Genomic DNA, 17,432 nt, shown 5'->3' on the forward strand with positions numbered 1-17,432 from the left:
ATTGATGCCTATTGATCAGGACAATCGAGGTGATCGGAAATCATCGGTGCAGGTCAAAAATTGTCTCGATGGATCGGCGGGCTCGCGCGAAGCCGTGGTCGGACACAAGCGGGACGCGCCACCGTCTGTTATTCGCTCTCCCCCTCCAGCGCCGGCACCGCCACGCCCGCCAACTCCGCCGCCAGCAGCCGCGCTGCACCCGCCCTTGCAATGCGCAGCATCAGCGCCTTGCGCGTCGCCGCCGCCATGCGGTGCTCCGGCGCATCGCGCAGGACCTCGGCGCCGTAGCCGTCGGAAAGGATGAAGCCGCATTCCTCCGGGAAGATCTCCGCCGGCACGCCGGGATGGGTGGCGAAGAAGAAGCGGTCGGAATGCAGCCGGTAATCAGGCCATTTGCGGTCGACGCGAAAATCCTCGATCGAGGATTTGATCTCGATGATCCAGATGTCGCCTTGCCGGGTCAGCGCCACCAGATCGGCGCGCCGGCCTGTGGCCAGCGACAGTTCAGGCAGCACATGCATGCCCATCTGCATCAACAGCCGCTGCACGCCACGCCGCACCAGCATGGCGCGTTCCGACTGGCGGCCGTCGATCAGGGGATTGAGGGGAATCGGTGAAATGATCGGCATGGCAGCCACCATGCCAGATTTTGTTCACGGTTTGAACCTGTTTTCGAGGGGGGATTGTATGGTTGACAAATCCAAAGTGAATAGGAACGTCGTCCTCGACAGGCCGACAGTCATTCGGAGCTTTCTCTATTAGTTAGCGTGGACTAATATGCTAACTTCTCCGGGTGGGGAGGGCCGCGCGCATGTCGGATCGAGATGCTTCAGCTCCCGCTACAATCGTGCCAACCACGATGCCGACCCCCATTTGCCTTGGCGTCATGCCTGAAGGGCTTTGGGTGGAAGCATTCCAAACCGATGAGGATGTCCGCCAGTATTGGCGAGGTTATGCCATTGGGGGCGCGGTGTGCGCCTTTCTGCTGATCATCGAGCTTCTGGCAATTCACCTGCTGCTCTGAGCTAGCCCGCCCTTCCATAAGGGGGGCCGCTCGCGTTAGGATTGAAGTTCCTGCTTGGGGAAGGGGGAACTATGTATTCGCGAGGTGTCACGGTTGATCTTATTTTCACCGCTGCAGCGGGCGTCGCTACTGTCGTATGCGTGCTCTTGACTCAAAGGTACAAGGTCAAGCGGTCACTTCTAATCCGCTTGTTTTTCCTGATTATGATTGGGACAATTTTGCTGGAAATGAAGGTGGCAGTCGCTTTCGGATTTTGATCCCAGCATCAGCGCCTCATTAGGCGATTATCCGGTTGGCAACCCAGGGGCGAAGGCTTGATCCGAGCGTCTTCCGCGATCGCACCATATTTGGTCTGGGTGCAGTCTGGTATTGATCCAGGGCGGCCCTATGTCGTGCCAATCAACTTCCGCTCTTAACTATAAGACGGCAGGACGAAAGTCTTGTGCCGTGAACGCAAAGGTCTGATGTAACCGCTTTGGTTCCGGTCTTGTCCATTGGACGTTCCGTATTTTAGTCAAACGAGATATTAGACCTACGGGAAGTCAGCTTTCGTGCGCCACCCCAGCCATGGCGGCCCGAACCGGCCCGTTCCAGACCATAGTGGCACCCTAATCAACCCCTGGGGCATGCCTTCAGGCCACCTCGACCGTCACCGGCACGCCCCGCCGCAGCGAGTTGCTGATCGCGGAAATCTCACCGGCTTTGTCGATGACCTTCCGGGGATCTGAGCCGTCCAGTGTTTCGCAGGAAACGGTCATCGTGGCTGAGGTCGCCAGCAACGGCTTGCCATCGAGGTTCACGGTCACGCTGACGGCGATCTTTCCCAGACCAACGCCCATCTCCTCGGCGACATAGCGCAGGTCGTTGCAGAAGCAGCCGCCGATCGCCAGCGCCAGCATCTGGGCGCCGTTGAAGCCCAGCCCCATGCCGCCGGCCTTGCCTTCGGGCCGGTCGACGACCACCGTATGTCCGCCGGCCCAGCCCATCGCGGCCTGCGTGCCCTCGACAGTGCGCAGTTCAACGGTTGCCGACATCATCGCTGGATCGCCCTCCCTGCGAAGCGCCAAAAGCGTCCGGCGCCTAGTCCTTCAAGCCGTGGCCGACGTCGACCTGTCTCCGGCCGGCGCCGACCCCGCAATATCGTCCAGGATCGGGCAGTCCGGCCGGTCGTCGCCATGGCAGGCATGGATCAGCTTCTGCAAGGTCGCGCGCATCGACTGCAGCTCGCGCACCTTCTCCTCGATCGCACTGACATGGGCAGCGGCGATCTCGCGCACATCGTGGCTGGCGCGACTGCGATCGCGATAGAGCGCCATCAACTGGCGGCAATCGTCGATTGAAAAGCCGAGGTTGCGGGCGCGGCGCAGGAAAGCCAGCCGGTGGATGTCGTCGCTGGAATAATCGCGATAGCCATTGCCGGCGCGCGCCGGCGCGATCAGGCCGATCTCTTCATAGTAGCGGATGGTCTTGGCCGGCAGGCCAGACCGCGCCGCGGCATCGCCAACATTCATAGTGGTTCCTCGATGTGGTTCCCTGAATCTGGGCCATCCGACAGGACCGCCCATTGTTTTTCCTTCACAATCCCGTGACCCCTGTTGCCGAAATGCCATAGTTGACGGCTTACCGGCGGGTAAGGTCTCGCATATAGGCATCGCGCGCTTGGCAAGCAAAGCAAATGCCAGCATGAATGATTTCAGGAAAAGCGGCCGCAACGTGCCGCTCGATTCTGGGCGGGGCATCGGACCATTTCATGCGCATGAAGTCATTTGCAATCGTCGCTGCACTTGCGTTGTCGACCGCGATCTCGGGTTGCAGCACGATCGGCTCGCAGCTCTTCAGCAACAACTACGGCGCGGTGAACGATGCAGGTTATCAACTGCCGCGCATCCCGATCGAGAAGGTGCCGTTGAAGTACCACCGGCAGGAGGTGAATTACGACACCTCGGAAAAGCCGGGCACCATTGTCGTCGATACCCAGAACAAGTTTCTCTACTTCGTCGAAGGCGACGGCCGGGCGATCCGCTACGGCATCGGCGTCGGCCGCGAAGGTTTTGAATGGCACGGCACCGCCCACATCGCGTTGAAGCGCGAATGGCCGACCTGGACCCCGCCGCGGCAGATGATCCAGCGCCAGCCGGAGCTCGCCAAGTTCGCGGGCGGCATGGAGCCGGGCCTGAAGAACCCGCTCGGCGCGCGCGCCATGTACCTCTTCAACAAGGGCGGCGACATGGGCTACCGCCTGCATGGCAGCCCGGAGTGGAATTCGATCGGCAAGGCGATGTCGTCGGGCTGCATCCGGCTGATGAACCAGGACATTATCGACCTCTACGACCGCACGTCGGTCGGCGCCAAGGTCATTGTGATGTGATTACAGTTCGTGCGCGGACCGTCTAGGCAACAACGGACGTCCCAAACAGAAAACCGGGCAATTTGGCCCGGTTTTTTGTTTTTTACGGCACTGGCGGAAGCTCTGCGCTGAGAACTCTCAGGAAACCTGCTCGACCTGCTGCACTTCCGGCACGAAATGCCGAAGCAGGTTCTGGATGCCGTGCTTCAGCGTCGCCGTTGACGACGGGCAGCCGGCGCAGGCGCCCTTCATGTGCAGGAACACGGTGCCGTTCTCGAAGCCGCGGAAGGTGATGTCGCCGCCATCCTGAGCAACCGCCGGGCGCACCCTGGTGTCGAGCAGTTCCTTGATGGTGATGACCAGTTCCTCGTCGGCCTTGTCGTAGAATTCGCCGGTCTGGCTGGTCTCGGCGGCGGGGCCGGCATTGACCATGACAGGCGCGCCCGACATGAAATGCTCCATGATGGCGCCGAGGATGGCCGGCTTCAGATGCTGCCAGTCGGGGCCGTCCTTGGTCACGGTGATGAAGTCATAGCCGAAGAAGACGCCGGTGACGCCGGGAATCTCGAACAGGCGGCCGGCCAGCGGCGAGGCGCCCGCCGCACTGTCGGCATCGCGGAAATCGGCGGTGCCTTCGACAAGCACTTCCTTGCCGGGCAGGAATTTCAGCGTTGCCGGGTTCGGCGTCGATTCGGTCTGGATGAACATGGCCGTCTCCGTGCCCCATTCGGGCAGCTAGTTTGGAGTAATTCTAAATAGGCTCAATTGGCTGGACATTCAAGCGAAACGCATCGCTCAAACGGCTGGCTGGCGGAATGTTTTTTGCTGGCCCTTACCTCAAGCCGAGGCGTGTTGAGATTCAAGGCCGGCTCACCTCAGGCGAGGCTGTCGATCTCCTCGTCCGACAAATTCTGCGGCACCACCGTGACCGGAATGGGGAAGGCCGCGCCCTTGCCGGCGACAGCGCCGACCAGCGGTCCGGGCCCTTCCTTGCCGGCGCCTGCGGCCAGCACCAGGATGGCGATATCCTGGTCTTCCTCGATCAGTTTGTGGATCTCTTCAGTCGGCTTGCCTTCGCGCACCACCATTTCGGGCTCGATACCGAGCTTCTGGCGCACCTTGTTGGCATAGCCGTCGAGAGCGGCGCGTGCCGTGGCGTTGGCCTCCTCGCGCATGATCTTCTCGACGCCCAGCCAGTGCTGGAAATCATCCGGCGTGATGATGTAGAGCAACACCAGTGTGCCGCTGGTGCTCTGCGCCCGCTTCGAGGCGTAAGCGACGGCGCGCTCGCACTCCGGCGTGTCGTCGATGATCGCCAGGAATTTCCTGCGATGGCCGGCTTCGCGACTGAGGCGTTTGGAGACCATATCTATCTACTCGATGCTATTTCGGCTGCAATCTGCCACCCGCGCCGGCCGGCCGCAAGCGGCCGGCCTTGTGCCAGCGTGGTGCAGTGCACTGTGACGGCTACGCTCAGCCCTGTAGCAGGCCGATAATGTCGCGCACGGTCTTCATCGTGGTCTCGGCCAGCACGCCGGCGCGCTCGCCGCCATCCTTCAGCACCGCATCGACATAGGCGCGGTCGCCCTCGATGCGGCGCATCTCGCCGGCGATCGGCGCCAGCTTTTCCACGGCAAGGTCGGCCAGCGCCGGCTTGAACACCGAAAACTGCTGGCCGCCGAATTCCTTCAGCACGTCGGCCTTCGACATCTCGGCCAGCCCGGCATAGATGCCGACCAGGTTTTCCGCCTCGGGTCGGCTTTCCAGTCCGTCGACCTCGCTCGGCAAGGCCTCCGGGTCGGTCTTGGCCTTGCGGATCTTCTTCGAGATGGTGTCGGCATCGTCGGTCAGGTTGATGCGCGACAGATCCGACGGGTCCGATTTCGACATTTTCTTCGAACCGTCGCGCAGGCTCATGATGCGCGCTGCCGGGCCGCCGATCACCGGTTCGGTGATCGGGAAAAAGCCGTTCACTGTCTCTTCGCCGACCTGCATCTCGACGCCGACGCCAAGGCTGGCGATGCGGCTCGAAAAGTCGTTGTTGAATTTTTGAGCGATGTCGCGGGTCAGCTCCAGATGCTGCTTCTGGTCCTCGCCCACCGGCACATGGGTGGCGCGGTAGAGCAGGATGTCGGCTGCCATCAGCGAGGGATAGGCGAGCAGGCCCAGCGAGGCATTCTCGCGGTCCTTGCCGGCCTTGTCCTTGAACTGCGTCATCTTGTTCATCCAGCCGATGCGCGCCACGCAGTTGAAGATCCAGGCCAGCTCGGCATGTTGCATCACCCGCGATTGGTTGAAGACGATGTGCTTCTTCGGGTCGATGCCGGAGGCGAGGAAGGCGGCGGTGATCGAGCGGGTCTGGTCGGCGAGGTCGTCATGGACGAGCTGTGCGGTCAGCGAATGCAGGTCGACGACGCAATAGATGCAGTCGGACGTGTCCTGCAGGGCGACGAATTTCTTGATGGCGCCGAGATAGTTGCCGAGATGCAGATTACCGGTCGGCTGGACGCCGGAAAAGACGAGCTGTTTGAAGGCGGTCATGGGTTCCTCATGGCTTGTGGAGGGCCGTATAAGCGTGATTCCGAAAAGTTGCAGACTTTTCGGAGCCAATCACGCGGCTGGAAACCGCGTGCGGCGAAAGTCTTGCGACGGCGCGCTTATGGACGAAGGGGCGGACGGGATCAAGACCGGTGTTGCCGTTAGCTCGCCCGGACTATTCGTCCAGATCGGCCTTTGGCGCCGGCGCCGCTGCCTTGCCCGAGCCGCGTTTCACGTTGCGACGGATCATGCCGAAATCGGCGCCGCCGGTGGCAAAGGCGGTGACGAAGTAGAGCAGCGCGCCGCCGGCCACCAGCGCCAGCAATGTCGTTGCCTTGATCACCAAGGGCGAGCCGGGGCCGAGCCTGACGGCCAGCCAATGCTCGGCGAAATAGAGCGCGGCCGCCATCACCGCAGCCGACAGCACCAGGCGGGGAATCCGCTTCAACAGCGGCACGTCACGGCCCCAATGGCCGCGCCGGATCAACACCGCAAGCAGCATCATGGCGTTGACCCAGCCGGCGACGGCCGAGGCGACCGCAATGCCGGGCGCGCCCATCCTGGGAAACAGCGTCAGCGCGGTCGCGACGTTCACGCCCACCGAAATGGCGGCGAACATCATAGGGGTCCGCGTATCCTCGCGCGCGAAATAGCCGGGGGTGAAGGCCTTGATCAGCACGAAGGCCGGCAGTCCGAGGCCGAAGATCGCCAGGATCGCCGCCACCGTCGGCGTCGAGCCGTTGGCGGCAAAGGCGCCGCGCTCATAGACCAGCCGCACGATCGGCTCCGACATGACCCAGAGCGCCGCCGCCGCCGGCAAGGTCATGAACAGCGTGAACTCGACCGAGCGGTTCTGCAGGTTGGCTGCCTCGACCAGATTGCCCGATTTCAGCGCCCGCGACAGTTCCGGCAACAGCACGATCGCCACCGCGACGCCGACGACGCCGAGCGGCAGCTGGTAGATGCGGTCGGCGTAAGCCAGCGAGGACACGGCGCTGTCCTGCGCCGAGGCGATCGCCGTGCCGATCAGCTGGTTGATCTGGGTGATGCCGCCGGTTATCGCCGCCGGCAGCGCCAGGATCAGCAGCCGCTTGACGTTGGGCGTCATCTTCGGCCGGCGAAAACCGATCGCAATGCCGGCATTGCGCACCGCGATCCAGACGATGGCGAGCTGCACCAGGCCGGCCGCCAGCACGCCCCAGGACAGGCTGAAGCCGACATCATGCGCATCCATGCCGTGGTACCAGGCATAGCCGAGCACGCTGATCAGGATGATGTTGAGGAAAGCGGGCGCAACGGCCGCCGCGAAATAGCGGCGCAGCGAATTCAGCATGCCGGCCATCATGGCGGCCAGCGACATGCAGATGAGATAGGGGAACATGATCGTCGCAAGCAGGACGGTCGTCTCGAACTTGCCCGGTGTGTCGGCAAAGCCCGGCGCCACCAGATAGCGCACGATCAGCGGCATCGCCAGTTCCATGACGATGGTCAGCGCCAGCAGCGCCGAGAACAGCACGCCGAACACTTCCTCCGAAAAGCGCTTGGCGCCGTCGGTGCCGTGGGTCTCGATCTCCTTGGCAAACAGCGGCACGAAGGCGGCGTTGAACGCGCCCTCGGCAAACAGCCGGCGAAACGTGTTGGGAAACTGGAAGGCGGCGTTGAAGGCGTCCGCCATCGGTCCGGTGCCGAGTGCGGCCGCCATCAGCATCTCGCGGCCAAAGCCGAGCGCGCGGCTCATCAGCGTGCCGGATGCAACTGTGGCGAATTTCTTGACGAGGCTCATGCGCGCGGAGATTGCCTGGGTGATTGGGAGAAAGGGGGTGATTGGGACAAAGTGATGGTCACTCGGCCGCCGCCTTGGCCTTGCCGCCGCGCTCGGGGGCCACGCCCTCCAGCGCTGTGATAAGCCTGGTGTGGATGGCGGCCGTGCGCGCCGGGCTGTCGATCTTCTGTCCCGTCAGGTCGGTGACATAGAAAGTGTCGATGACCTTCTCGCCGAAGGTGGTGATGTGGGCCGAGGCGATGTCGAGCGACAGGTCGGACAGCGCGCTGGTGATCTCCGACAACAGGCCCGGCCGGTCCAGCCCCTCGACCTCGATCACCGAAAACCGGTTCGACAGCGTGTTGCGGATCTCGGCGCGCGGCGGAATCTTGAACACCTTGGCGCCGCGCCGCGGCCTGGTGCGCTTCTCGATCATCTCCGGCAGCCAGCTCTTGCCCGACAGCACGTCCTCGATCAGCCGGCCGACGCGCTCGGCACGGCGGCGCTCGTCCTCGTCGCGGTCGAATTCGCGGGAGATCAGGATGATGTCCAGCGCGCGGCCGTCGGATGTGGTGAAGATCTGCGCGTCGACGATGTTGCCACCGGCCCCCGCACAGGCGCCGGCAATCACCGAAAGCAGGCGTGGATGGTCCTGCGCCAGCACGGTGATCTCGGTCACCGCTTCGAACTGGTGGGTCCTGACCACGGTGGCGAGCTTCTTGCCCGCCGCGTCGGCTTCGCGGATGAATTCGGCATGGCGCAGCTGATCGGCAAGGTCGACGGTCAAGAGGTAATTCTCATAGTGCAGGCCGACATAGCGCTTGCGCGCCTTGTCCGGCCAGTCGGCCAGCGCCTCGGCCAGACGCTCGCGCGCCGCCGCCGTGCGCTTGGCGCGCGACACCTCCGAGAAGCCGCCGGTCAACAGTAGCTCGGTCTCGTAGTATAGCGTGCGCAGCAACTGGCCCTTCCAGCCGTTCCAGACGCCTGGCCCGACGCCCCTGATATCGCAGACGGTCAGGATCAACAGTAGCTTCAGCCGTTCGACCGACTGCACGATCGAGGCGAAATCCTCGATCGTCTTGCGGTCGTTGAGGTCGCGGGTCTGCGCCGTCATCGACATCAAGAGATGGTTCTCGACCAGCCAGGCGACCGTCTCGGTGTCGGCGGCCGACAGCCCCATATGCGGGCAGATGCGCCGTGCGATCCGGGCGCCGGCCTCGGAGTGATCCTCCGGCCTGCCCTTGGCGATGTCGTGCAGCAGCACCGCCACATAAAGCGCCTCGCGGCTCTTCTTCAGCCCGGGCATCAACGTGTGCGACAGCGGATGCACCTTTTCGCCATCGCCGCGCTCGATCTCGGCCAGCACGCCGATGCAGCGGATCAGGTGCTCGTCCACCGTATAGTGGTGGTACATCGAGAACTGCATCATGGCGACGATCTTGCCGAAGTCGGGGATCAGCTTGCCGAGCAGGCCGGCCTCGTTCATGCGCCGCAGATTGAGCTCGGCATTGCGGTCCGAGGTCAGGATGTCGAGAAACAGCCGGTTGGCCTCCTCGTCGCGCCGCAGCGACTTGTTGACGAGACCGAGCGAACGCGTGAGCAGCTTCAGCGCATCGGGATGGAATTCCAGCCCGTGCTTGTCGGCGAACCAGAACAGCCTGAGCAGATTGACCGGGTCGCGCTCGAACACCGTGTCGTCGGCGACGTTGATGCGATGGTTGTCGACGATGAAATCGGACGTGCCGGCCAGCTTGCGCTTGCGGCGCTGGAAGGTGAGGAAGATGCGGTTGAAGCCCGGCACGTGCTTGGCCTGCTCTTCCTCGAGCGCTGCGCAGAAGATGCGGGTCAGGTCGCCGACATCCTTGGCGACGAGAAAATAGTGCTTCATGAAGCGCTCGACCGCCGACAGGCCGGGATGGGTGGTGTAACCGAGACGCTCGGCGATTTCGCGCTGGATGTCGAAATGCAGCCGCTCCTCGGGCTTGCCGGTGAGGAAATGCATGTGGCAGCGCACCGCCCACAGAAAGTCCTCGGCCTTGAGGAACTCCCTGTATTCGGCCTCGGTGAAAACGGCCTTGTCGACCAACTCCTCGCCGGTGCGCACGCGATAGAAGTATTTCGCGATCCAGAACAGCGTCTGCAAATCGCGCAGACCGCCCTTGCCGTCCTTGACATTGGGCTCGACCAGATAGCGGCTTTCGCCGGCCTTGGCATGGCGCTCGTCGCGTTCGGCGAGCTTGGCCTGCACATATTCCGGCCCGGTGGTGCGCACCACTTCATGGTCGAAGCGGGTCAGCAATTCATCAAAGAGCTTTTGCTCCCCCCACAGGAACCGCGCTTCCAGGATCGAGGTGCGGATGGTGATGTCGCTGCGCGACAGCCTCAGGCACTCGTCGATGTTGCGGGTGGCGTGGCCGACCTTCAGCCCGAGATCCCACAGCATGTAGAGCATGTATTCGACGATCTGTTCGCCCCACGGCGTCTGCTTGTAGGGCAGCAGGAACAAGAGGTCGATGTCGGAACCCGGCGCCAGCGTGCCGCGGCCATAGCCGCCGACCGCGACGACGGCCATGCGTTCGGCGGTCGACGGGTTTTTCACCCGATAGACATGGGTCGCGGCGAACTCGTAGAGGGCGCGGATGATCTCGTCCATGAGATGCGACAGCCGGGCAGCACACGCCGCGCCGCTGCCATCGTCCATCAGCATGCGCTCGGCGATCTTGCGACCCTCGGTCAGGCGTCCCTTCAACAGCTTGAGCGCACCGACGCGCGCGCCGGGCTCGGCGCCGTTGCCGGCCGAGGTCAGCGCCGTCATCTCGCGGCGCAGGGCGTCGCCGTCGATCAGCTCGTCGAGTTTGAGGGAGATTTTTGCCATAAGTTACCGGTCGGCCTCGCCTTTCGGCGGCGTCTATAGCGCGTTTTCACGGCGCTGTGTATGGGGCGGACGGACGCGTCGGCCGCGATACTCGAACGGGATGATTTTCTCCCGCCGTAGCCGGAAGAGATCGGCGATGTGCCTCGCTAGTCGCCTTATCTCGATGCCTACCTTGGCTGCAATCGGCTTGTGGCGCCTTTTGCCCATCCCGCTTGCGGCCCATTCCTCTTCGCGCTCCTGCTTGAGCAGGCTCGGCAATTGCACTGGCCCGCCGCCAAGGAACTGAGCCTGCAGGCACAAAGCCGGCACAAGCTGATAAATGACGTCGCGGGACGAGGTCGCAAAACGCGGATTGAAGACGAGATGATCGACGGGAATGGCGATCTCATTCGCCGCCTCGATGAGGTCTCGTGCAGCCTGTCTCGACAGGATGTACCCGGCCGCGCCGATATGGACGGCGTGCAGCCTGCTCGCGGAAAAACCGTGGCCACAGGCAACTTGCTTGCGTGAAATCACGGTTCGATTGAAGAACGTTTCCAGTTTGACGATGTCGGCATCGGCGGGAATCCAGCCCACATCGGCAAGCAAAGCGCCGGCATTGTCAGAGAAGACGACATCGTCCTCGAAGATGGCGCCATAGAGGTCATCGCCTGCCGCGATCATCGACCAACACTGTTTGTGACTGAGCAGGCAAGCGATCTCGGTGTCGGCCATACGCAAACGCTTTTTTCTTTGCGGCATTTCGGCCAGATCCGGCCGATCGCGCGCGTCGATGGCGACGACCCGTTCAAAGGCAACGCCGATGCGGGCGAACTCGGCCGACACATGGGCGAGGCGGTCGCGGGACCGATCGAGATTGATAACCAGGCATTTCATTGGGGTGGGTTCGATGCAGCGGGACGCGGTAGCCGCGTCCATAACATAGGAAAGAAATTGCGTAAGCGATTTTTCCCTCGATGCCGCCCGATGGCGGCCACGATCGAAAAGTCGAAATCGCCCCTTGACCTTCCAGTTACTGGAAGCACTACCTCCGCACCCAGACAGACATGAAGGCATTTATTTGATGGCGCATTCCGAGCATCACCACCACGCGCACACGGCCGATGGCGGCTGCTGTGCGGCAAAGGCGGCTGCGCCGACCGCCGAGGCCGTGGTGCGCGATCCCGTCTGCGGCATGAGCGTCGATCCGGCAGCGGGCAAGCCGTCGGTCGAGCATGGCGGTCGCCTCTTTCACTTCTGCAGCGAGAATTGCCGCACGAAATTCGTCGCTGAGCCTGAAAAATACCTGACCGCCACGGACCCGGTCTGCGGCATGAGCGTGGATCGTGCCACAGCCAGGCATTTCTTCCGGCACGAAGGCCAGGGTTTCTATTTCTGCTCGGCCGGATGCCAGGCGAAGTTTGAGGCCGAGCCGCAAAAATATCTCGACGACAGGCCGGCACTGCTGCCAATGCCGAAAGGTACGCAATACACCTGTCCGATGCATCCCGAGATCATTCGCGACAAGCCCGGCTCGTGCCCGATCTGCGGCATGGCGCTGGAGCCGATGGGCGTTCCTACCGGCGATGAGGGCCCGAACCCCGAACTGGTCGACTTCACCAGGCGGTTCTGGGTCAGTACGGTGCTGTCCGTGCCGCTGCTGATCGTCGCCATGGCGCCGATGCTCGGTGTGACCTTCCAGGCCTTTGTCGACGAGCGCACGATGGTTTGGCTCGAACTGGCGCTGGCGAGCCCCGTCGTGCTGTGGGCGGCCTTCCCGTTCTTCCATCGCGGCTGGGATTCACTGGTCAACCGCAGCCCCAACATGTGGACGCTGATTTCGCTCGGTGTGGGTGCTGCCTATCTCTACAGCGTCGTGGCGACGCTGTTTCCGGATATCTTTCCGCATCAGTTCCGCGGTCATGGCGGCGCCGTGCCGGTCTATTTCGAGGCCGCCGCCGTCATCGTCGCGCTGGTGTTCCTCGGCCAGGTCCTCGAATTGCGGGCACGTGAAAAGACCGGCTCGGCCATTCGCGCGCTGCTCGACCTGGCGCCGAAGACGGCGCGGCTGCTGGGCGTGGACGGCTCCGAGACCGACGTGCCGCTCGATGCGGTCAAGGCCGGCGACAGGCTGCGCATCCGTCCGGGCGATGCCGTGCCGGTCGACGGCATCGTGCTTGAGGGTCGCTCCTCGGTCGACGAATCGATGATTTCGGGTGAGCCGCTGCCGGTCGAAAAGACTGAAGGCGATGCCTTGACCGGCGGCACGCTCAACAAAAACGGTTCGCTGATTATGCGCGCCGAAAAGGTCGGCGCGGAAACCACGCTGGCGCGCATCGTTGAACTGGTGGCCAAAGCACAGCGTTCACGCGCGCCGATTCAAGGGTTGGCCGACCGCGTCTCCTTCTACTTCGTCCCCGCCGTCGTGCTGGTGGCGCTTGCCGCCTTTGCCGCCTGGGCCGTCTTCGGCCCCGAGCCCAGCCTGATCTTCGCCATCGTCTCGGCAGTCTCGGTGTTGATCATCGCCTGTCCCTGCGCGCTTGGTCTCGCGACGCCGATGTCGATCATGACCGCGACCGGGCGCGGGGCACACGCCGGTGTGCTGATCAAGGAAGCCGCCGCTCTGGAACGTTTCGCCTCGGTCGACACGCTGATCGTCGACAAGACCGGAACCTTGACTGAGGGACGGCCGCGCCTGACCGATGTCGTCGCGGCGGTTGGCCTAGCGGAGAACGAATTGCTTGCGCTCGCCGCTGGTCTCGAAAAAGGCTCGGAGCATCCTTTGGCCGAAGCAATCGTCGGCGGCGCCGGTGAGCGTGGCCTGACAATCGAAGAGGCCGCTGGCTTCGAAGCCGTCACCGGCAAGGGCGTCTCCGGCACTGTGTCAACCCGCGAGGTCGCGCTCGGCAATGCCGCCATGATGGCCGATCTTGGTATCGATACCGCGTCCCTGTCGGCCAGGGCCGAGGCGCTACAGGCCGAAGGCAAGACCGCCATGTTCGTTGCCGTCGACAAAAAATTGGCCGGCATCGTCGCCGTCGCCGACCCGATCAAGGCAACGACGGCCGAGGCGATCCGGGCACTGCACGACAGGGGACTGAAGATCATCATGGCGACCGGCGACAATGAGCGCACGGCGCGCGCCATCGCCAAAAGCCTCGGCATCGACGAGGTGCGCGCCGGCCTGCTGCCGGAGCAGAAGGCGGCATTGGTCGAGGAACTGCGCGCCAAGGGCACCGGCGTCGCCATGGCCGGCGACGGCGTCAACGACGCACCCGCACTTGCCGCCGCCGATGTCGGCATCGCCATGGGCACGGGCGCCGACGTTGCGGTCGAAAGCGCGGGGATCACCCTGGTCAAGGGCGACCTCAACGGCATCGTTCGGGCGCGAACGCTGGCCCAGGCGACGATCCGCAACATCCGCCAGAATCTGTTTTTTGCCTTCCTCTACAATGTGCTTGGCGTGCCGGTTGCCGCCGGCGTGCTCTATCCGCTGACCGGCACACTTTTGTCGCCGATGCTGGCGGCAGCGGCGATGAGCCTGTCATCGGTTTCGGTGATCGCCAACGCATTGCGGCTCAGGACATTGAAACTCTGAACTCAACCCCCAAATACGAAATCCAATCAACAGGAGATCATGGATGACCTTGGCTAAAAAGATCGTGCTTTTGCTGATGGCGGCGGGAATGCTGCTTGCCGTTTTCCTCGAAAGCGTTCCGGCGCAGTCCGAGGAGATGAAACACGACATGGGCGCGATGGCGACAGACGCGACCGGTCCGTCGACCGAAGGCTACAAGGCGGCGATGGACAAGATGCATGCCGACATGATGGCCTCGCAATATACCGGCAATGCCGATGTCGATTTCGTGCGCGGCATGATCCCGCATCATCAGGGCGCGATCGACATGGCCAAGGTGGAACTCGCCAACGGCAAGGATCCTGAAATCCGCAAGCTGGCCGAAGGCGTCATCGCCGCGCAGGAAGCCGAGATCAAGCAGATGCAGGACTGGCTCGCCGCCCATCCGGCGAAGTAGGCATCCGCCGTCGTGCAGGAGAGATCCATTCTGGATTTCTCCCTGTGCTTGTGATGCCATGCGCATCGACCGCCAGACCAGCAATTCCAGGAAAAGTGCGAGCGGTTTTCCGTCCGGAATTGTGTAACAAAGATAGAGCCTCTATGCCCACTACGATCAGAACCACCACGCTGCCTTCGGGCGAAGCCGTCCAGGTGCTGGGACAGGGTACGTGGAAGATGGGCGAGGATTCCCGCCGCCGTGCCGGCGAGGTCAACGCCCTGAAGCTCGGGCTGGACCTCGGCATGACGCTGATCGACACCGCCGAAATGTATGCCAGCGGCGGTGCCGAGGAGGTGGTGGCCGAGGCCATTGCCGGACGCCGCGACGAACTCTTTCTCGTCTCCAAGGTGCTGCCGTCCAATGCCTCGCGCGCCGGCGTGGCGCGGGCCTGCGAAAACAGCCTGAAGCGCCTGCGCACCGATCGCATCGATCTCTATCTCCTGCACTGGCCGGGCAGCGTGCCTCTGTCTGAAACCGTCGAGGCTTTCGAGGCATTGAAAAAGGCCGGCAAGATCCGCCATTGGGGCGTCAGCAATTTCGACACCGACGAGATGGAGGAACTGACCGGGCTGCGCTCGGGCGACAATGTCCAGACCAATCAGGTGCTCTACAATCTGTCGCGGCGCGGCCCGGAATTCGATCTCGGGCCATGGAGCCGGCAACGTGGCATTCCGCTGATGGCGTATTCGCCGGTCGAGCAGGGCGCGCTGGCGCGCAATGCCAGGCTGGAGACCATCGCCGCCCGCCACAACGCCACGGCGGCACAGATCGCGCTTGCCTGGGTGATGGCGCAGCCAGGTGTTATCGCCATCCCGAAGGCCAGCAGCCAAGAGCACGTCCGCCAGAACGTAGCTGCTCTCGACGTCAAGCTCACCGGCGAAGACCTCACCGAGCTCGACCGCGCCTTCCCGCCGCCGACCCGCAAGCGTGGGCTGGAGATGATCTAGATTGGAACGGATTTCGACCGGGCATCGTCATACTGCGTATAGAATCGGAGCTTTGACGGTCACGTCGCTGCGCGACGGCTATGTCGACATGCCGGTAAGGCGACTGCGCCAGCCGGGAGACATTGCATTCGGCGATGACCTGCCGTCGCAGGTATCACTCGTCGACGGTGCGCTCAGGCTATCGGTCAACGCGTTTGCCATCGATGACGGCAACGACATCACGCTCATCGACACGGGCTCCTCGAACGCCTGGCACTCGACAATGGGGCATCTGCCCGAGGCGCTGCGCGAGGCGAAGATCGCCACTGGGCGGATACGGACCGTTGCTTTCACCCATACCCATCTCGACCATATACACGGGCTGATCCTTGCCGATGGTGGCGACGGCTTCCCGCAACTCTCTCGTCTGCTTGTACCGCGAGCTGAACTCGACATGTTCCGGGAAGTGGCGAGGCTGGAACGCTTCCACGACCGAGCCCAGCCTTTCGACGCCGGACAGCGTCTGGGCGCGAACATCGAGACTATCGCCGCCGCCGGCCATGAAGTCGGGCACACGTGCTTTCGCGTGACGAGCGCCGGCGAAACACTGTTGATTTGGGGCGACACCGTGCATGTGCCGTCGCTTCAGTTCGGTCGCCCGGAGATCGCCTGGGAATTCGACGCCGACCGGGAGCAGGCGCGCGCAAGCCGATTGCGACTGTTGGCCCTTGCCGCCGACAACGCCTGCTTCGTTGCGGGAGCGCATCTCGATTCACCGGGAATCGGCCGGGTTTTTCGAACCGAGACAGGCTTCCGCTTCGAACCTGTCTAGATATCGTCGCCTGCTGTCAGCCCCAACCGCATGCGCGTCCTGCGCAGCGCGCGCGAAAACATGCCGGCATCGTCGACGGCGCGGGCAAGCGTGAGCGCGCCCTGGATGGCGGAGACGGCTTCTTCGGCAAGCTCGGCTGCCTCGGTCGTTCCGTGCCCGTCTCGCGCCAGCGCATCGGCGAGGTGCCCGACCCAGCGGCCGAAATAGTCCCTGATCTGCCTGGCGAAGAGATCGCGCGATTCCTCCAGCGCGAAGGCGCCGATAAGGCACACCCGGCGCCCCGAGCGGAAATAGCTGTCGGTCGCCTCGAACATATGCTCGATCCCGGCTCGCGGATCGGTGCCGTCGCGCAAGGGTGCGAAGACATTGTCCTCGAACCAGCCGTCGATATGGGCGATGACGGCCCCTGCCATCTCTTCCTTGCCGCCGGGGAAGAAGTGGTAAAGGCTTCCCTTGCCCAGCCCCGTCGCCGCGCCGATCAGCGCGATGCTCGCGGCCTCATAGCCGTGTTCGCGAAAGACCTCAGCCACCATCGCCAGCAGCTGGTCGCGGTCGGGTGCGATGCGCCGCATTAGCGACTTTACAGCCCGAGTTCGGTCAGGCCCGGATGGTCGTCCGGCCGGCGGCCGAGCGGCCAATGATACTTGCGCTCGCTCTCGGCGATCGGCAGGTCGTTGATGCTGGCGACACGGCGGCGCATCAGCCCGGCTTCGTCGAATTCCCAGTTCTCATTGCCGTAGGAGCGGAACCAGTGGCCGCTGTCGTCGCGCCATTCATAGGCAAAGCGCACCGCGATGCGGTTGTCGTTCCAGGTCCACACTTCCTTGATCAGACGGTAGTCCAGCTCGCGCGCCCATTTGCGCTTGAGGAAGCCGACGATCTCGCTTCTGCCGGAAACAAACTCGGCGCGGTTGCGCCAGGTGCTGTCCTCGGCATAGGCGAGCGAAACCCGCTCGGGGTCGCGGCTGTTCCAGGCGTCTTCGGCCATGCGCGCCTTCTGTGCGGCGGTCTCGGCGGTAAAGGGCGGCAGCGGTGGACGGCTCATGGAATTCTCCCATCGGAAAGGGCGATGA

The 17,432-nt window shown here is 63.3% G+C and carries 17 protein-coding genes; 6 read left to right on the forward strand and 11 right to left on the reverse strand.

Going from position 1 to position 17,432, the window contains the following annotated elements; genetic code table 11:
* Positions 1-128: 128 nt before the first annotated feature.
* Positions 129-629 (reverse strand): MmcB family DNA repair protein, encoded by a 501-nt coding sequence (locus tag AC04SG_RS12435; RefSeq protein WP_162712051.1) that lies wholly within the window; start codon positions 627-629, stop codon positions 129-131.
* Positions 630-811: 182 nt separating this feature from the next.
* Here AC04SG_RS12435 and AC04SG_RS12440 point away from each other — a divergent pair, with 182 nt between their 5' ends.
* Complete coding sequence (locus AC04SG_RS12440; RefSeq protein ID WP_477338371.1) at positions 812-1,024, forward strand: hypothetical protein; 213 nt, start codon at positions 812-814, stop codon at positions 1,022-1,024.
* A gap of 632 nt (positions 1,025-1,656) precedes the next feature.
* On the opposite strand, the gene AC04SG_RS12445 is transcribed toward AC04SG_RS12440, so the two are convergent.
* Positions 1,657-2,061, reverse strand: a complete 405-nt coding sequence (locus AC04SG_RS12445; protein ID WP_477338367.1) for an OsmC family protein — start codon at positions 2,059-2,061, stop codon at positions 1,657-1,659.
* A gap of 51 nt (positions 2,062-2,112) precedes the next feature.
* On the reverse strand, positions 2,113-2,535 hold the full coding sequence (cueR, locus tag AC04SG_RS12450; RefSeq protein WP_488551260.1) for a Cu(I)-responsive transcriptional regulator: 423 nt from the start codon (positions 2,533-2,535) through the stop codon (positions 2,113-2,115).
* A 239-nt stretch (positions 2,536-2,774) separates the two neighbouring features.
* On the opposite strand from cueR, the gene AC04SG_RS12455 reads away from it, so the two are divergent.
* Entirely contained in the window at positions 2,775-3,392 is a 618-nt protein-coding gene (locus AC04SG_RS12455; RefSeq protein ID WP_477233522.1) for a L,D-transpeptidase, read from the forward strand.
* A gap of 117 nt (positions 3,393-3,509) precedes the next feature.
* Here the strand turns inward: AC04SG_RS12455 and AC04SG_RS12460 are convergent, their stop codons facing one another.
* The 6 genes from AC04SG_RS12460 to AC04SG_RS12485 all read right to left on the reverse strand — a co-directional run bounded on the left by AC04SG_RS12460 (position 3,510) and on the right by AC04SG_RS12485 (position 11,602).
* Positions 3,510-4,079 carry a NifU family protein gene (locus AC04SG_RS12460; RefSeq protein WP_488551261.1) on the reverse strand — a complete coding sequence of 190 codons (570 nt, stop codon included), beginning with the start codon at positions 4,077-4,079 and terminating at the stop codon, positions 3,510-3,512.
* Between the two features lie 167 nt (positions 4,080-4,246).
* Complete coding sequence (locus AC04SG_RS12465) at positions 4,247-4,738, reverse strand: universal stress protein (RefSeq protein WP_192249619.1); 492 nt, start codon at positions 4,736-4,738, stop codon at positions 4,247-4,249.
* Between the two features lie 106 nt (positions 4,739-4,844).
* Positions 4,845-5,912 carry a tryptophan--tRNA ligase gene (trpS, locus tag AC04SG_RS12470; RefSeq protein ID WP_192249630.1) on the reverse strand — a complete coding sequence of 356 codons (1,068 nt, stop codon included), beginning with the start codon at positions 5,910-5,912 and terminating at the stop codon, positions 4,845-4,847.
* Positions 5,913-6,084: 172 nt separating this feature from the next.
* Positions 6,085-7,692, reverse strand: a complete 1,608-nt coding sequence (murJ, locus tag AC04SG_RS12475; protein ID WP_488551262.1) for a murein biosynthesis integral membrane protein MurJ — start codon at positions 7,690-7,692, stop codon at positions 6,085-6,087.
* Between the two features lie 58 nt (positions 7,693-7,750).
* Positions 7,751-10,546 (reverse strand): [protein-PII] uridylyltransferase, encoded by a 2,796-nt coding sequence (locus tag AC04SG_RS12480; protein WP_488551263.1) that lies wholly within the window; start codon positions 10,544-10,546, stop codon positions 7,751-7,753.
* Between the two features lie 33 nt (positions 10,547-10,579).
* Entirely contained in the window at positions 10,580-11,602 is a 1,023-nt protein-coding gene (locus AC04SG_RS12485) for a glycosyltransferase family 25 protein (RefSeq protein ID WP_488551264.1), read from the reverse strand.
* 7 nt (positions 11,603-11,609) lie between these two features.
* On the opposite strand from AC04SG_RS12485, the gene AC04SG_RS12490 reads away from it, so the two are divergent.
* The 4 genes from AC04SG_RS12490 to AC04SG_RS12505 all read left to right on the forward strand — a co-directional run bounded on the left by AC04SG_RS12490 (position 11,610) and on the right by AC04SG_RS12505 (position 16,359).
* Positions 11,610-14,123 carry a heavy metal translocating P-type ATPase gene (locus tag AC04SG_RS12490; RefSeq protein WP_488551265.1) on the forward strand — a complete coding sequence of 838 codons (2,514 nt, stop codon included), beginning with the start codon at positions 11,610-11,612 and terminating at the stop codon, positions 14,121-14,123.
* Between the two features lie 43 nt (positions 14,124-14,166).
* Positions 14,167-14,559 carry a CopM family metallochaperone gene (gene copM, locus AC04SG_RS12495; RefSeq protein ID WP_112560605.1) on the forward strand — a complete coding sequence of 131 codons (393 nt, stop codon included), beginning with the start codon at positions 14,167-14,169 and terminating at the stop codon, positions 14,557-14,559.
* A gap of 143 nt (positions 14,560-14,702) precedes the next feature.
* Positions 14,703-15,548, forward strand: coding sequence for an aldo/keto reductase (locus AC04SG_RS12500; RefSeq protein ID WP_488551266.1), 846 nt, complete (start codon positions 14,703-14,705; stop codon positions 15,546-15,548).
* 1 nt (position 15,549) lies between these two features.
* Positions 15,550-16,359 carry an MBL fold metallo-hydrolase gene (locus AC04SG_RS12505; protein WP_488551267.1) on the forward strand — a complete coding sequence of 270 codons (810 nt, stop codon included), beginning with the start codon at positions 15,550-15,552 and terminating at the stop codon, positions 16,357-16,359.
* On the opposite strand, the gene AC04SG_RS12510 is transcribed toward AC04SG_RS12505, so the two are convergent.
* Both AC04SG_RS12510 and AC04SG_RS12515 read right to left on the reverse strand, forming a co-directional pair.
* On the reverse strand, positions 16,356-16,931 hold the full coding sequence (locus AC04SG_RS12510; RefSeq protein ID WP_488551268.1) for a TetR/AcrR family transcriptional regulator: 576 nt from the start codon (positions 16,929-16,931) through the stop codon (positions 16,356-16,358). The two genes, AC04SG_RS12505 and AC04SG_RS12510, sit on opposite strands and share 4 nt — an antisense overlap.
* A gap of 8 nt (positions 16,932-16,939) precedes the next feature.
* Positions 16,940-17,404, reverse strand: a complete 465-nt coding sequence (locus AC04SG_RS12515) for a nuclear transport factor 2 family protein (RefSeq protein ID WP_488551269.1) — start codon at positions 17,402-17,404, stop codon at positions 16,940-16,942.
* Positions 17,405-17,432 lie beyond the last annotated feature (28 nt).

Source organism: Mesorhizobium sp. CNPSo 4684, from assembly GCF_057784315.1.

Bases quoted from the DNA above. Each gene is read 5' to 3' on its own strand.
- AC04SG_RS12435 (WP_162712051.1), bottom strand. From the start codon at position 629: ATGCCGATCATTTCACCGATTCCCCTCAATCCCCTGATCGACGGCCGC.
- AC04SG_RS12440 (WP_477338371.1), top strand. From the start codon at position 812: ATGTCGGATCGAGATGCTTCAGCTCCCGCTACAATCGTGCCAACCACG.
- AC04SG_RS12445 (WP_477338367.1), bottom strand. From the start codon at position 2,061: ATGATGTCGGCAACCGTTGAACTGCGCACTGTCGAGGGCACGCAGGCC.
- cueR (WP_488551260.1), bottom strand. From the start codon at position 2,535: ATGAATGTTGGCGATGCCGCGGCGCGGTCTGGCCTGCCGGCCAAGACC.
- AC04SG_RS12455 (WP_477233522.1), top strand. From the start codon at position 2,775: ATGCGCATGAAGTCATTTGCAATCGTCGCTGCACTTGCGTTGTCGACC.
- AC04SG_RS12460 (WP_488551261.1), bottom strand. From the start codon at position 4,079: ATGTTCATCCAGACCGAATCGACGCCGAACCCGGCAACGCTGAAATTC.
- AC04SG_RS12465 (WP_192249619.1), bottom strand. From the start codon at position 4,738: ATGGTCTCCAAACGCCTCAGTCGCGAAGCCGGCCATCGCAGGAAATTC.
- trpS (WP_192249630.1), bottom strand. From the start codon at position 5,912: ATGACCGCCTTCAAACAGCTCGTCTTTTCCGGCGTCCAGCCGACCGGT.
- murJ (WP_488551262.1), bottom strand. From the start codon at position 7,692: ATGAGCCTCGTCAAGAAATTCGCCACAGTTGCATCCGGCACGCTGATG.
- AC04SG_RS12480 (WP_488551263.1), bottom strand. From the start codon at position 10,546: ATGGCAAAAATCTCCCTCAAACTCGACGAGCTGATCGACGGCGACGCC.
- AC04SG_RS12485 (WP_488551264.1), bottom strand. From the start codon at position 11,602: ATGCCTTCATGTCTGTCTGGGTGCGGAGGTAGTGCTTCCAGTAACTGG.
- AC04SG_RS12490 (WP_488551265.1), top strand. From the start codon at position 11,610: ATGGCGCATTCCGAGCATCACCACCACGCGCACACGGCCGATGGCGGC.
- copM (WP_112560605.1), top strand. From the start codon at position 14,167: ATGACCTTGGCTAAAAAGATCGTGCTTTTGCTGATGGCGGCGGGAATG.
- AC04SG_RS12500 (WP_488551266.1), top strand. From the start codon at position 14,703: ATGCCCACTACGATCAGAACCACCACGCTGCCTTCGGGCGAAGCCGTC.
- AC04SG_RS12510 (WP_488551268.1), bottom strand. From the start codon at position 16,931: ATGCGGCGCATCGCACCCGACCGCGACCAGCTGCTGGCGATGGTGGCT.
- AC04SG_RS12515 (WP_488551269.1), bottom strand. From the start codon at position 17,404: ATGAGCCGTCCACCGCTGCCGCCCTTTACCGCCGAGACCGCCGCACAG.